This window comes from Peribacillus sp. YIM B13481 (assembly GCF_042787985.1).
GTDB classification, from domain to species: Bacteria; Bacillota; Bacilli; order Bacillales; family DSM-1321; genus Peribacillus; species Peribacillus simplex_A.
The window spans coordinates 42,393-56,394 of record NZ_JBHZPE010000022.1 but is presented as its reverse complement, the minus strand read 5'-3'; the positions used below and the strand labels follow the sequence as shown (position 1 = coordinate 56,394).

Sequence of the window (14,002 nt, the reverse complement as noted above, 5' to 3'; positions counted from 1 at the left end):
CATCATTTGTTAGATATATTGAATGTAAGGCACTAAAAAAGCACAGGAGTTAGCCCCTGTGCCACGAAATTATTTATAAACCTTACTTGGGATTTTTACTGCAGGGCGGCCAAATGCATAAGGAGCTACTTCATATTCCTGGAATACGAGATAGATCCCCCCATTTGTATAATAGAACTGTGAATCCTTATTGACGGGAACATCGCTCTGTTTTTTAACATAAAAACTATCTCTTTTCCTCATGTAGTCAAAAGCATATTTCTGCACCTTCGTATATTTCACTTTGGATGTGAGGATTTCACTGATTTTCACCTGTTTACCGGAAGACACTTTAAAATTATAGGATGTTGTGTATCCCATTCCATGAGCTCCACCGCTATAGGAGTAATCGTCAATAAGAATGCTTAGCTTTTCATCCTGGTTGAATTTCACTTTATACGAAATACTGTAACTATACTGGCAAGTGTATGGGGATTCTTTGCACCATTCCTCATTTTTATCTTTTTCCCTATCCTTTTTTGCTTGCAGATAAAAGGAATAGGCATCCTTGGCATGCTTAGTTAACACCTGATTAATTTTATCCTGAGCTGCTTTATTTTTTAGTCCTGATACTTGCGGATACGACAAGTCACTAATATTTTTATACTTTTTCTTGGTTATCTTCACATTGCTAAATTTTAAATATTTAGTAGATACATAGGCTTTTTTTCCATTGTACCGAATTTCCGACCAGCCGGATTTTGTTTTCGAATAAACGGTTACGGCTTTCCCTTTCTCCAACGATCCTACTTTTTTATAGCTGGTGCCGGGACCACTTCTAACAGATAAAGGGGAATTCTTCGTGTTTACCGTTGCGTTTTCTGTAGTGGCTGCGGAGACAAAGTCGATTTTTATCAGTAAAAAAGAGATGCATGTAAAAGTTAATGCGACAGCAAGGAAAATCTTAGTGAAATTCTTGGATAGCATTCAATTACCACCTTTGTATAATTTTTACATTACCTATTATATAAGTTGGTGGATCAAATAGAAAGTTAATTTTATAATTCAAAAGCTAAAGAGGAGAAAGAAATGAAAATTGGTTTAGTACGGCATTTTAAGGTGGCACATGAATTCCCTACTGGGAAATCTGTGACGGCGGATGATATGAAGCAATGGTTTGTGGACTATGATGCAGCGGATATTATTTATGGAACGACTTTACTTGGCGTGGAGGAATGGCAGGAATGTTATTGCAGTGATATGTCGAGAGCTGTCAAGACAGCGGAACATATTTATCCAGGTACGGTTCATCGGATGGAGGAGCTGCGGGAAATACCTTCTCCCCCTCTCAAAGGGAAGGTGAAGCTGCCGTTCATCCTTTGGGCCATCTGGATTCGCTGCTGCTCGCTGTTCAACAAGGAGACAAGGGCGGAAATTAAGATCGCCGAACGAAGGATCAATAAAGTATTGGATGAAGTTTTTGCAAAGGGGGAAAGGGATGTTCTGATCGTGAGTCATGCCGCCCTAATGGTTTATATGAGGAAAGAGCTGATCCGACGGGGGTTCACCGGTCCAAAATTCAAGATTGCCGGTAATGGAAAGCTGTATGTATTCGAAAGATGATAAGTCAAAAATATAGGGTTTCCCGCCATAGAAGGTAAGTCTGGTATATTGAACATTTTGCTTAAGAAAGATGCAGGCCTTTTCCGATTAGTTATTCTTTTTCCGTTGGTTGTGGTTTATTATTGTAATAGTGTAATTTTTACGAATTCAATAATAGGGAAAGAGGTTGGACAATTTGGTGAAGGCAGTTTTTTTTGATTTAGATGATACATTACTATGGGATCAGAAAAGTGTAAAAGAGGCTTTTGTGGCCACATGTGAAGTGGCTAAGGAGAAATATGATTTAAATGTCGACGAGTTTGAAGAAGCGGTTCGGAAGGAAGCGCGTGAGCTTTATTCTTCTTACGATACCTATGGATTTACACAAATGATCGGAATCAACCCATTTGAAGGACTGTGGGGAAATTTTCAGGATGATCATGATGAATTCCGGAAGATGGCCGTGATTGCACCAAATTATCGGAAAGAAGCATGGACGAGAGGCTTGAAGGCATTAGGGATCGATGACCCGGCATTTGGGCTCGAACTGGCAGAACGTTTCCCTGCAGAGAGACGTAAAAAGCCATTTATTTATGAAGAATCATTCCGTGTGTTAGATGAATTAAAAGGGAAGTACAAAATGCTATTGTTGACAAACGGTTCTCCTGAACTCCAAAATACTAAACTTGAAATTACACCTGAACTAGTTCCTTATTTCGATCAAATCGTCATTTCTGGAGCTTTTGGACGAGGTAAACCGGATGCCTCCATTTTTGAGCATGCTTTGGAGATCATGGAACTTGATAAGGATGAAGTATTGATGGTCGGCGATAATTTAATGACGGATATCCTTGGAGCATCACGGGTAGGTATAAAGTCGGTTTGGATAAATCGCCATGATAAGGAACGGAATGAAGTGCTTCCAACCTATGAAATCAAGCATTTAGAGGAGCTTTTCCCAATCCTTGAGAGCCTGGAAAATTAATTGGTGATCCTTCTCCAAGTAACGAATTTGGAGAGAGTGACCTAAAGTATTAGGACTTTCAAATTATATACAGAATGAAAAGGGTGATATATAGTTACCCTGTAATCAATTAAATTATTCAGACTAGGGGTGTCCAATAACAGTTGGGCTGAGAGAGAAGCGCTTATGCTTCTTAACCCTCAGGACCTGATCTGGTTCATACCAGCGTGGGGAAGTTAGAATCTACTAAACAATGACATTTCATTTGGTCATTTCTGTAGTCATACTAACGTTAGCCGGGTCTTAAATATGAGATCCGGTTTTTTCGTGCGAAATGGATTGGATTTTGTCCTTTTTAAATGAACTTAAAAAGGAGAAATGAAATCATGATGAGTAATTCAGTAAATGACATGAACGTTTCAATTATGTCCAGTTTTGCCGGGAGTAAAAAAGTGTATGTTGAGGGATCGAGACCTGATATTAAAGTACCTATGCGTGAAATTAAACTAAGTCCCACTACAGGTGCATTCGGCGAAGAGGAGAATCCGCCTTTGCGGGTTTATGACACAAGCGGTTCATATACGGATTCAGAATATCCCATTGATATTCATAAAGGCCTTGCCCCGATTAGACGCAATTGGGTCTTGGAACGTGAAGACGTTGAAGAGTATGAAGGACGTGAAATAAAACCCGAAGATAATGGGTATAAAAAAGTGGAGTCACAATCCAAAGCTGAAATTTTTCCGGGATTGAAAAGAAAGCCATTGCGCGCAATGAAAGGGAAAAACGTAACCCAGCTTCATTATGCCCGTAAAGGTATCATCACCCCAGAAATGGAGTTCATTTCAATCAGGGAAAATGTTGCCCCTGAGTTTGTAAGAGAAGAGGTAGCTAGCGGTAGGGCGATCATTCCGGCAAATATTAACCATCCTGAAAGTGAGCCAATGATCATCGGACGTAATTTTCATGTGAAAATAAATGCGAATATAGGAAACTCAGCTGTTAGTTCATCGATCGAAGATGAAGTGGAGAAAATGACTTGGGCTACACGTTGGGGAGCCGACAACATAATGGATTTATCCACCGGAAAGAATATTCACACGACCCGGGAATGGATTATCAGGAATTCACCAGTGCCAGTTGGGACGGTTCCAATATATCAAGCATTGGAAAAAGTGAATGGAGTCGCGGAAGATTTAAATTGGGAAGTTTTTCGGGATACATTAATCGAGCAGGCCGAGCAAGGTGTCGATTACTTCACCATACACGCTGGTGTGCTTTTGCGGTACATCCCTTTAACAGCAAAGCGAGTTACGGGAATTGTTTCACGAGGGGGGTCCATCATGGCACAATGGTGCTTGGCCCACCACCAAGAAAGCTTCCTCTATACTCACTTTGAAGAGATTTGTGAAATCATGAAGGCATATGATGTTTCTTTCTCATTAGGTGACGGCCTCCGTCCTGGATCCATTGCAGATGCAAACGATGAGGCGCAATTTGCTGAATTGGAAACACTGGGGGAACTGACGAAGATTGCTTGGAAGCACGATGTTCAAGTCATGGTGGAAGGACCCGGTCACGTACCGATGCATTTGATTAAAGAAAATATGGATAAGCAGCTGGAAGTCTGTCAAGAAGCTCCATTCTATACCTTAGGACCTTTAACAACGGATATAGCTCCTGGATACGATCATATTACTTCTGCGATTGGTGCTGCAATGATTGGATGGTTTGGAACTGCCATGTTATGTTATGTGACACCGAAAGAGCATTTGGGACTTCCGAATAAAGAGGATGTTCGAGTAGGGGTCATTACTTATAAAATTGCAGCCCACGCAGCTGACCTTGCAAAGGGCCATAAGGATGCACAAAAACGGGATGATGCCCTTTCGAAGGCTAGATTCGAATTTCGTTGGAGAGATCAGTTCAATCTTTCTCTCGACCCTGAAAGGGCGGTTGAATATCACGACGAAACTCTTCCGGCTGAAGGTGCCAAAACAGCCCATTTCTGTTCAATGTGCGGACCTAAATTCTGCAGTATGAGAATCTCCCAGGACATCCGTGATTTGGCAAAAGAAAAGGGCCTGGGTTTTGAGTCGGTAATCGATGAAGGGCTTAAAGAAAAAGCGAATGAATTTAGGAAAACGGACGGAGAAATCTATCAATGATTCGGACGAAAGGGAGAATTCGATGAATCGGGTAATCCAGATAAAAGTTGAAATGAAACAGTTGGAAACTCAATTGGAACAGCTAAAAAGAGAGCTGAACATTTTTCGGGAGAATTGTAATCATGAATTTGTAAAAAATGATTATAGTCAACAATGTACAAAGTGCTACTTAATCGAAAGTCTGCAATGGTAGTGATTCCTTAATCGTCCTTTCGTTATCGGAATTAATCCCTTAATCATGTGGGGCATTCAATCATAAAGTCAACATGATTAAGGGGATATTTCATTACAAAATTTAATCTTAGGAAATGAGCACCCAATGCTGCTTTTTTTGCATTGAATTGTGCGAACATCACTGCGATATCTTCGCGGATGCATTGACCCATGATCTGGCTGCAAGCAACTAATCCTGCATTAATATCGATTGATACTGAAGCAGAGATTTCAGGATCTTGAAGACGTGCCCCAACGGGAATATCCTCTAAATTAGCTTTAGGCCTTTCAGGTGGTGATGGAGGCAGTCCTACGTTATTTTCTTTTAATAATAATTCAATTTGGTCATTTTCCTGTTTCCCTTGATTTATCACTTCTACAAGTAATTTATGCAGGTCCTTGTCACCAGTGTGATTGAGCATTGTTTGATGACATGCAATTAACCCTTTTGTTGTTGTTAGAAATGCCCATGTACCAAATACCTCTCCGTAATGCATAGGCTCTTCTTTTGGGTTTCCGCTTAAAATTCCCATAACCATCCTCCTTGAACTATTTTACGCATTTAAGTTACCCTGTACTAATCCTGAATCCATGAGTTAATGTTTGGAAATGTTAGAGGGTAATTTAGCCTTTTATTCCTTGTAGCCATTCTTGATAACATTCATCACAGAGCATTTCATTTCTATCCGTGTCAGTAACTTGAAATGTTACGACATGGATTTTTTTTTCTTCCGTGTCATCAGTACAATAGAAGCATTTATGAGTCATTTGAAATCCTCCCATACATATAAAGTGTTTATAGTTTAGAACATCAGGCTTTTTTTATACAGACAACATGATGTAGGGCGGAAGAGTTTAAATTGAATAATCCTGTTGGTTTTTAACATACTAAGCTTGTTCACATCATTGATGAAACGAGGAGGGAAATAAAATGCAAAATCAAAATCAACAAGGTCAAGTACACCAGAACATGCAAACGGGTGCTATTCCCCCACAAATGAATCACGGTGGTCACGAAGTATTCGATGTACATGAAGTGTTGTCGGGAACGATTGGAACTTTAAACACTTACATGCTTTTGCGTCAGCATGCTCAGGATCAGGAATTGATGGACATTCTGGATCGTCAATATCAGTTCATCCAAGATGAATATAATATTTCATTGGAGTGCTTCCAAACGGGTCAAGATCCTTCTAAACCAACCCAGAGCTACAAAATGAATCAAGGTAATGATTTTATATATGGATTGACACCAACCCAGCCAAAGAAACCTTTGCAATCCGTGTCGGAAATTACAGATGAGTGCATTGCAGGCTTGATGCTTGGAGCTGTTAAGTCTGCAGCATCCATGAAAGCGATGGCAGCGCTTGAAATAACGAATCCGGTGGTTCGCCGTGTGTTTGCAGATTCCGTTCCGAACTGCATTGAAATGGCATATGAGATTTCGTTATATCAAAACAAACATCATTACTACCAAGTTCCACAGCTTGCACAGCAGGATATGCAACAAATGATGAATTCATATGCACCCGCACAAGGAAATAACAACATAAGTCATTAAATGACATGGTTTTTGGATTCCTTTGTCAAACAGAAAGAAGGGGTAGGACAAATTGTCCTATCCCTTCTTTATCATTGTTTCATCTGATTTATTTCCTGAATGCATTCCTGGACGAGGGTTACAGCCTGACTCATGGTGGCTCCTCCGCCAAATGCTGCGGTCACACCAATGGCTTCAAGAATGTCTTGTTCGGAACAGCCTTGATCAAGACATCCTTTAGTATGATAGATAATACAATATTCATCTTGCGAATATAAGCTTATTCCTAGTGCGATAAGCTGTTTTTCTTTCTTGGATAATTGTCCTTCTTTAAAGCACTCTTCCGTAAACGAATTGAATTTCTCAGCTAAATCAGGCATTTTATGCGTAAAGGCACCGATTCCAGCTTTATAATCACGAAGAGCATTTTCAGTAGAATTGTTAGCTTCAAATTCCATTTTCCATTCAGCTCCATCCTAAATTTTTTTCATCAAAAATTAGTATGAGCTAAACAATGAACGATTAAACAGAAACACAGGAGTTTACCGAAGTAATCATAGAACCGTCCTTCCTACAAGGCAAGTGATCCATTAGGCCGGGTGGCTTTGAACCATTGATAGCATAGGATGCAGATAAGTGTAACGTCGATGGCATCACCGGCATAGTACATTAACATTCCTCCATTTTCCGCTTGGAGGATGGGCAAAAATATATTTAGAAAGGATATCATGGCCGGCCAGTGAAATTGTAAATACGATAGCTCGAAACATGAAGCTGAACCTGTGGGGCGCAGGGTCCATATAAATCATAGACGCAGTGAATAGATAACCCGCTATGAACACGTGAAAATGCACTAATGCATGTAGAAGGGCACTTTGATGCATCAACCCATATAACCCAGTCGTATAAAGTATCCAGAGTCCCCCAATATTTAGCGCGGAAGCAATGGTTGGATTACTTAAAATGCGCAGCGGCCAACTTTTCAACAACTTTGAAAGGCGTCTTGCTGATTGTACATCAAGTGTTCGCAGTGCAAGAGTAATGGGAGCAGCAAGCACGAGTAGGATGGGTGCAATCATTCCAAGCAGTAAATGACCAACCATATGCGCAGTGAAGTCCATATGCGCGCGATTGTCTATGGGGCCAATGATTGCAGAAGCTGCACAGATGATGCCAAGGATCCATAAGAACGTACGGTATAAGGGCCATTTTTGATAGCGGCGGCTCGAAATTACGACAGCTGCAATATAGATCACTATAATAAGCGCGGGTAGAATTAATAAAATCGATTCAAAGAGAGCTCCATTATCATTTTGAATATGACCATTACTGTGCATAGCGGCCTTCTGCTTTCATTTTAAGTAAGCTGCGCCGAGTTCGAATGATAAGGGAAATGCCGATCAAAATCATGACAGTGGCTGCAATGTTCCAAATCAAGTCGTATGGGAGAATATCGACATTGTAACGGATCTGATGAAGACGCATGAGCTTGTGCTGGATGGTACCGTCATCTAACTGAAAAGAACCTGCCCCTAGCAATACTCCCCCTGTCCACCTTTTCAGCCATAAACCCTTTCGGCGGCGAAGGTCAGCGAACATGAACAAAGACCCGACAGTCGCGAACCAGCTTAGAGCATGAAATAAACCATCCGAGACAAGCCCAATATTGGATGTGGACTTGTCATAGAAGTGATGCCAATGCAATAGCTGATGAAAGATGGCCTCATCGATGAATGCAACCAGTCCGATCCCGAATAGAAAACCTGACCATAGATTACGAGCGGAATAAGTATAGCGGATTTTTGAAATAGATTGATCTTTTTGATTTCTGGGCTTGAAATCCATTTTCCTTCCTCCTTTTAGTTTTCTTAGATATAGTATTTTTTCCTTTATTTGGTTCTTTGTACTTTACCCAGTATTGTAAGGTTATAGACAGGGGAAATGGACCTTTAATAACACTTATTTATTGAGACGGTCATGAATTTAGATATTCCTTAGCTTTCAGTTCAGTTATCTTTTTTAACCACATAACAATTTTTTCTAATTCCTGTTCGTTATAACTGAAATCATGTTTCAAGGATGGGCAAGCGGGTAAAAAAAACCGTATTATATAAAAAACCTACTACAATAAAAGGAGGAGTTAATATGTTTCGTCATCAAAAAGAATTGCAATTTGAAGTTAAGGTAGATCGACCAGATCCGATGCTGGCCCGTCAAATCCAGGAAGTTTTAGGTGGACAGTTTGGGGAAATGACTGTCATGATGCAATATCTTTTCCAAGGTTTTAACTGTCGGGGAGAAGAAAAATATAAAGATATGCTGATGGATATTGGTACAGAGGAAATTGGACATGTAGAAATGCTTTGTACGCTCATTAGTCAATTGCTTGATGGCGCTTCTCCGGAAGATCAGGCAGAAGCCGCAAAAGACCCTGCTATAGCAGCGATCATGGGTGGAATCAATCCCCAGCATTTGCTCGTAAGCGGTCTAGGCGGACTGCCAACCAACTCGAATGGGGTTCCCTGGAACGGATCTTATATTGTAGCGAGCGGAAATTTATTAGCGGACATGCGGTCGAATCTGCATGCTGAAAGTCAAGGACGCCTTCAAGTGGCCCGTTTATATCATATGACAAAAGATGAAGGGGTCCGTGCTACGTTCCGTAAAATGTTAGCCCGTGACCGTTACCACCAATATCAATGGATGGCGGCCATTGCAGAACTTGAAGAGAAAAACGGCGTAGTCGTTCCTGCGTCATTCCCTCCTGAAGCGGAAATGGAATCTCAACCGGAAGCGTACGAATTCTGGAACTTGTCAGAAGGCAATGAATCAGGAGACGGCCTGTGGGCAACAGGAAGTGCCCCAGATGGAACAGGAGATTTTGTTTATGTAGCAGAACCAGTTGCAAAAGGGCAGATTCCTAACCCAAAGGTTCCGGCTGCAGAATTGCATAATGACCTTGATAGAAATCAATCGCTTAATAGATAAAGAGATAAAAACTCATCAAGAAAAGGTTGATGGACCTAAAGGGACATCGGCTTTTTTTATTCTACCAGGGTTACGGTTTCATGATGGACATATTTCATTATCTGTATATAGTTGCTCAAAACTTTAATAGTTGCTTGTGAAATTTTTTGGAGTAGCATAGTTTCCAACTTCAAGACAATCCATATCAAAGGCGGTCTCTATTTATATAATAAGGAGTGGGATAGATGAAAGCTGTAGTAGTTAAAGAACCGGGTGGTGCAGAACAATTACTATTCAAAAATTTTTCTAAGCCCATGCCGGAAAAGGGGGAATTTTAATTAAGGTGAAAACCTCTGCAATAAATAGAACGGATATTGTTTCACGAGAAGGAAAATCCGGTTATATGGCCAATCCTATATTAGGGATTGAAGTTTCTGGGGATGTGGGGGAAACAGGGGAAGGAGCAAATATAGAATTGGGTTAGGCTGAATATGCTGTGATGCCAGCTGATAGAGCGATGAATATCCCGGATAGCTTGTTATTCTGGATTTCATCGGTGCTTCTTACTGGGAGAAAAACCTTAAAAGCATAAGGACTGATGGAAGATGATACTGATAGGCATTCTAGGTGGAACTGTAGTCGAGAAGGTGAATTTGATGGAACTTCTCTTAAAACGAGTTCAATTAAAAGGGACTCTATTAACTCCCCGAAGTGATGAATATAAAAAAGAGTTAACGGAATTCGCTACAAAGGCCATGCCGTTGTTCTTCCAAAATGAAATCAGGGCAATCGTAGGTCATGTCTTTCCTTTTGAAGAAATAAAAAGGGCGCATGAACATATGGAAGCCAATAAGAACTTAGGTAAAATCATCTTAAAGGTGAATGAATGAAGAAAGAGAGCTGCTTGGTGTGTGAATGGAGGAGGTTGCCAAAGAAAACAACATTATGGGGCGAATGAAATAAGGCCAAAGTATAATGAATATATACAGAGTCAGGATACTTTTCATCGGTGTCGGACTTAAGGGGGAATCGTAATGAATGAATTGAATGCATTATTCAGGAAAAGAATTGGGCTTCAGAACGATGAGAAGCTGACATTTGATGAATTAGATGAAATTCTTGATAAGACAGCGAAAACCATTCCTTTTGAAAACTTATCAATCATGGCATCCCATTTGAGTGATATCAATAAAGAGAATATCATGAAGAAAGTCCTCGTGAGGAATGAGGGTGGATTATGCTATGAATTGAATACAGCCCTTTATTTTTTCCTGTTGGAAAATGACTTTGATGTATTCTTGGTTCGGGGTGTCATCTATAAACAAGGGTGGATGACCATAGGAAGGACACATGTCACTATTCTTTTGAAACATGAGGGCCAAATATATTTAATCGATACTGGATTTGGTGGGAACCTGCCTTTAAAACCAGTTCCGTTGAACGGAGAAACCGTCATTTCCCAAAATGGTGAATTCAGGATAAAAAAAGAAAATACCGACCATGGGAATCATATCCTTGAATTAAAGCTGAAATATAAAGATCCCGATTGGAAAATTGGGTATGCATTCGATTCTTTAAAACCCGTAGAAAATGTAGTGGAACTTAATGAGATCCAAACGATCATCAGTGAAAATCCCCAATCGCCATTTAATAAGCATCCATTAATCACCCGTCTTACAAACGGTGGTAACATCACTTTAACTGATACATCCTTTACACAGTGGGACGATGGGAAAGTGACGAAAGAAGAAATAGATGGAACACGATTTAAAGAATTAATGAAACAACACTTCGATTGATAAGAGAAACGGTCTGAATATCAAAGGCGTGCTTGACAGTCTTTTTATGATTAGTATGTTCACTTTCGGGACTTCATTGATGTGAAAGACAATCTAATTTTGCTGAAAGCAGGACAAGTGTCAGTCCTTGTTGAATTAGTAGTTGAAAAGAGGCTGATGAAAATGAGTAATGCAAAATATAAATTTTATTATGTGAACGGTGAGACAGAAGAGTTAGAGACGAATGAACAATATTCTGATGAAGCGAATAGTATCCTGAAATTGCAATTAATCCAAAATGCGACGTGGCTGCAAGCCGGTGGCAAACATATCAACTTGGCTAATGTAATTAGTATTGAATATACAGGAGAAAAAGGTAATCGTAAATCGGAGTCGATCAAGTTCAGACCTAATAAGTAAAAACATCCATTATGGATGTTTTTCCTATTTTAGATTCGAATTCAGAGGGGTGAAAAGGGTATGGATAGGAAGAATCGGTTGGTTTTTACTAGATCAAATGCTGGTACTAAACGAAAATTCGATGAAGCGATCACCATTTTGGAATATAGCGTAATGCTAGTTGAATTCTTTGAATTAGAAGAATTCAACAATATAATTGCAGGTCAGTTAATGCTGATTCTATGTGAGACGAAAAATACTCGTATAAAACGGGAAAAAGTCACCATTGACCATTCCTTAATAAAGAAAATCAATCCTTACCCGAAATTGTATCCCATAAAAGATTCCATTCAAATAAGCAATGCTGATATTCCCGAAGACCTCTTCGATTACTCTAAACAGAGGATTGAGCTAAAGCTTTGGAGAAATCAAATTATCTATAAAACCATTATCGAAGGGAAAATCCATGAAATAAAAATCATTGATTTTATAAAGGAAACAGCTAATAGGATTGGTGGGGCGCAAGCTGAATCAAGTCTCCCTAATAATTCCATTATCCCGGATGGGCATACCAAAATCTTATTAAGGAGTATAGCGAAAGGGTTATTCAAATCCATCGGCAGGGATTATAAAGAGCAAACTTCTATGAACCTCTCACATATCATACAAAAAATCGAGGAATCAAAAGGGGGCTCGTGATTAATCCTACTGATGATGGAATTGTCCCGAGTCAGCCATTTAAGTTGTGCGTTTGCGGATAAATAAAACCCTAAGCAATTTAGCTTAATAAAATGAAAGACGATTTTTCTATTTGCGATAGAAAAGTTCGTCTTTTTTTTATTTCCTTTAATTTTCCATCTCATAAGATATGTAGGATCAACGCTATCAGATCACATTCATATAAGGGGAAGACTAATTATAAATTATGTCTGGCTCCATTTCTTTGATCTCGAGTGTTCTCCACAATTTCTGCATATTTAATTGGTAAGGTGGGTTTAACTCGAAAAGGAGGTTTTATCCATGTTGAAAAAAAGAACAAAAATGCCAATCATTTTATCATTATTAACAGCCCTACTTTTAGCCCTCGGCGCTTGTTCCAACAGCGGTGATCAAAACAAAGATAATAAAGTAGAAAAGCAACATGGTGAAATGGACATGAACCATTCTGGCTCAGGAGATGTTCCTAAAGGATTAAAAGCTGCAGAAAATCCAACCTATGAGGTTGGAAGTCAAGCAATTATCGAATCAGGTCATATGGAAAGCATGAAGGGGGCAAAAGCAACAATAGTGGGTGCCTATGATACGACTGCTTATGCAATTTCGTATACGCCTACAACTGGCGGAGAAAAAGTGGAAAATCATAAATGGATCATTCACGAGGAGATCAAAGATGCAGGTGAAAAAGCGTATGAACCCGGAGCGGAGGTTACAGTAAATGCCTCTCATATGAAAGGGATGAACGGGGCAGTCGCTGAAATTGAATCTGCTGAAAAAACGACTGTTTACATGGTTGATTTCACTCCGACTACAGGAGGAGAAAAAGTGAAGAATCATAAATGGGTAACGGAAAGTGAATTATCAGCGTCTGAATGATCTAGCATCATATTTGCACTTGCTTTCAATTCAGAAGAAGAAAAAAGGAATGGCAAACAAATCCATTCCTTTTTTTGAATATGTGTTCTTGAAAATTATTGTTTGGCAGGGATTGTGAATTTGTACCTGTTAATATAGAATTATAAGTTCTTAAAAAATGGTGGTGTAGGTATGGTTACTGGATTAAATATTAGACCTTTTATGGAAAATGATTATACAGCACTGATCAACTATTCTTTACCTATAGAACAAGCAATCTATACTTCTTTACCCTTGAAAGTTATCGAAGACTTCAGGAAGGATAAATATAACCTCCCCATGGTCATATATTTAAATGAGGATTTGATTGGTTGTTTTGCCTTATATACGGATAAAGCGGGAAATCAGTTTACAAGTAATGAGAATGCCATTCTTCTAAAATCATTCTCCTTGGATTCACGCCATCAGAAAAAGGGGCTAGCTTTTAAGGCTTTAAAAGTTTTACCTGAAATGATCAAACTAAGTCATCCAGATAAAAATGAGATTATTCTAACGGTGCATCATTCGAATATTCCAGCGATAAATTTATATAAAAAAGCTGGATTTGTTGACAAAGGATACAGATTTAACGGGGAAGATGGGGAGGAATTTATTTTCCATTTTTCTCTGGATTAAGGGAGCTTTAGATAACTTCCGGTAGGTATCATTAACCTATTGTCATGAAATAGGTTTGTTATGCTTCACATAAGTTCACCAAGCTATGTAAAGCCACTCCCCCAACGAAGTGACATCAATAGCCGTCGGGAAAATCCATGTGGTT

At 39.4% G+C, this 14,002-nt stretch carries 17 protein-coding genes, 1 pseudogene and 1 riboswitch; of the genes and pseudogenes, 12 read left to right on the top strand and 6 right to left on the bottom strand.

What is annotated here, in order from left to right; all coding sequences use genetic code 11:
- Positions 1–69: 69 nt before the first annotated feature.
- Positions 70–966 carry a PdaC/SigV domain-containing protein gene (locus tag ACFX4X_RS14105; RefSeq protein ID WP_377384314.1) on the bottom strand — a complete coding sequence of 299 codons (897 nt, stop codon included), beginning with the start codon at positions 964–966 and terminating at the stop codon, positions 70–72.
- 102 nt (positions 967–1,068) lie between these two features.
- Here ACFX4X_RS14105 and ACFX4X_RS14100 point away from each other — a divergent pair, with 102 nt between their 5' ends.
- From ACFX4X_RS14100 to thiC, 3 genes are all read left to right on the top strand, one after another.
- Complete coding sequence (locus tag ACFX4X_RS14100; protein WP_284471704.1) at positions 1,069–1,602, top strand: histidine phosphatase family protein; 534 nt, start codon at positions 1,069–1,071, stop codon at positions 1,600–1,602.
- A 175-nt stretch (positions 1,603–1,777) separates the two neighbouring features.
- Positions 1,778–2,566 (top strand): HAD family hydrolase, encoded by a 789-nt coding sequence (locus tag ACFX4X_RS14095; RefSeq protein WP_089363508.1) that lies wholly within the window; start codon positions 1,778–1,780, stop codon positions 2,564–2,566.
- Between the two features lie 115 nt (positions 2,567–2,681).
- Positions 2,682–2,796: riboswitch (TPP riboswitch) on the top strand.
- Between the two features lie 135 nt (positions 2,797–2,931).
- Entirely contained in the window at positions 2,932–4,713 is a 1,782-nt protein-coding gene (gene thiC / locus ACFX4X_RS14090; protein WP_089363509.1) for a phosphomethylpyrimidine synthase ThiC, read from the top strand.
- A gap of 236 nt (positions 4,714–4,949) precedes the next feature.
- Here the strand turns inward: thiC and ACFX4X_RS14085 are convergent, their stop codons facing one another.
- Together ACFX4X_RS14085 and ACFX4X_RS14080 are read right to left on the bottom strand one after the other, a co-directional pair.
- Positions 4,950–5,459, bottom strand: a complete 510-nt coding sequence (locus ACFX4X_RS14085) for a DUF3231 family protein (RefSeq protein ID WP_377384310.1) — start codon at positions 5,457–5,459, stop codon at positions 4,950–4,952.
- 91 nt (positions 5,460–5,550) lie between these two features.
- On the bottom strand, positions 5,551–5,694 hold the full coding sequence (locus tag ACFX4X_RS14080; protein ID WP_167555965.1) for a hypothetical protein: 144 nt from the start codon (positions 5,692–5,694) through the stop codon (positions 5,551–5,553).
- Between the two features lie 163 nt (positions 5,695–5,857).
- On the opposite strand from ACFX4X_RS14080, the gene ACFX4X_RS14075 reads away from it, so the two are divergent.
- Positions 5,858–6,487: a spore coat protein gene (locus ACFX4X_RS14075; RefSeq protein WP_377384307.1), complete on the top strand. Its 630-nt coding sequence runs from the start codon at positions 5,858–5,860 to the stop codon at positions 6,485–6,487.
- Positions 6,488–6,558: 71 nt separating this feature from the next.
- Here the strand turns inward: ACFX4X_RS14075 and ACFX4X_RS14070 are convergent, their stop codons facing one another.
- From ACFX4X_RS14070 to ACFX4X_RS14060, 3 genes and pseudogenes are all read right to left on the bottom strand, one after another.
- The gene (locus ACFX4X_RS14070; protein ID WP_377384304.1) at positions 6,559–6,924 is read right to left on the bottom strand and encodes a carboxymuconolactone decarboxylase family protein; all 366 of its coding nucleotides are present in this window, start codon (positions 6,922–6,924) and stop codon (positions 6,559–6,561) included.
- Positions 6,925–7,037: 113 nt separating this feature from the next.
- Positions 7,038–7,728 (bottom strand): annotated as a pseudogene (locus tag ACFX4X_RS14065) (cytochrome c oxidase assembly protein).
- Positions 7,729–7,792: 64 nt separating this feature from the next.
- Complete coding sequence (locus ACFX4X_RS14060) at positions 7,793–8,311, bottom strand: DUF2243 domain-containing protein (protein ID WP_377384302.1); 519 nt, start codon at positions 8,309–8,311, stop codon at positions 7,793–7,795.
- Positions 8,312–8,611: 300 nt separating this feature from the next.
- On the opposite strand from ACFX4X_RS14060, the gene ACFX4X_RS14055 reads away from it, so the two are divergent.
- The 8 genes from ACFX4X_RS14055 (at position 8,612) to ACFX4X_RS14020 (ending at position 13,857) form a co-directional block, all read left to right on the top strand.
- A complete protein-coding gene (locus tag ACFX4X_RS14055) occupies positions 8,612–9,454 on the top strand; it encodes a manganese catalase (RefSeq protein WP_377384299.1) in 843 nt (280 codons plus the stop codon).
- 322 nt (positions 9,455–9,776) lie between these two features.
- Positions 9,777–9,917: a hypothetical protein gene (locus ACFX4X_RS14050; protein ID WP_377384296.1), complete on the top strand. Its 141-nt coding sequence runs from the start codon at positions 9,777–9,779 to the stop codon at positions 9,915–9,917.
- Positions 9,918–10,038: 121 nt separating this feature from the next.
- A complete protein-coding gene (locus ACFX4X_RS14045) occupies positions 10,039–10,323 on the top strand; it encodes a zinc-binding dehydrogenase (protein WP_377384293.1) in 285 nt (94 codons plus the stop codon).
- A gap of 144 nt (positions 10,324–10,467) precedes the next feature.
- The gene (locus ACFX4X_RS14040) at positions 10,468–11,232 is read left to right on the top strand and encodes an arylamine N-acetyltransferase family protein (protein ID WP_377384290.1); all 765 of its coding nucleotides are present in this window, start codon (positions 10,468–10,470) and stop codon (positions 11,230–11,232) included.
- Between the two features lie 162 nt (positions 11,233–11,394).
- A complete protein-coding gene (locus ACFX4X_RS14035; protein ID WP_061461780.1) occupies positions 11,395–11,631 on the top strand; it encodes a hypothetical protein in 237 nt (78 codons plus the stop codon).
- A gap of 60 nt (positions 11,632–11,691) precedes the next feature.
- The gene (locus ACFX4X_RS14030) at positions 11,692–12,309 is read left to right on the top strand and encodes a hypothetical protein (RefSeq protein ID WP_377384287.1); all 618 of its coding nucleotides are present in this window, start codon (positions 11,692–11,694) and stop codon (positions 12,307–12,309) included.
- Between the two features lie 321 nt (positions 12,310–12,630).
- Complete coding sequence (locus tag ACFX4X_RS14025; RefSeq protein WP_377384285.1) at positions 12,631–13,203, top strand: YdhK family protein; 573 nt, start codon at positions 12,631–12,633, stop codon at positions 13,201–13,203.
- 171 nt (positions 13,204–13,374) lie between these two features.
- Positions 13,375–13,857, top strand: coding sequence for a GNAT family N-acetyltransferase (locus tag ACFX4X_RS14020; protein ID WP_377384282.1), 483 nt, complete (start codon positions 13,375–13,377; stop codon positions 13,855–13,857).
- Positions 13,858–14,002: the final 145 nt, after the last annotated feature.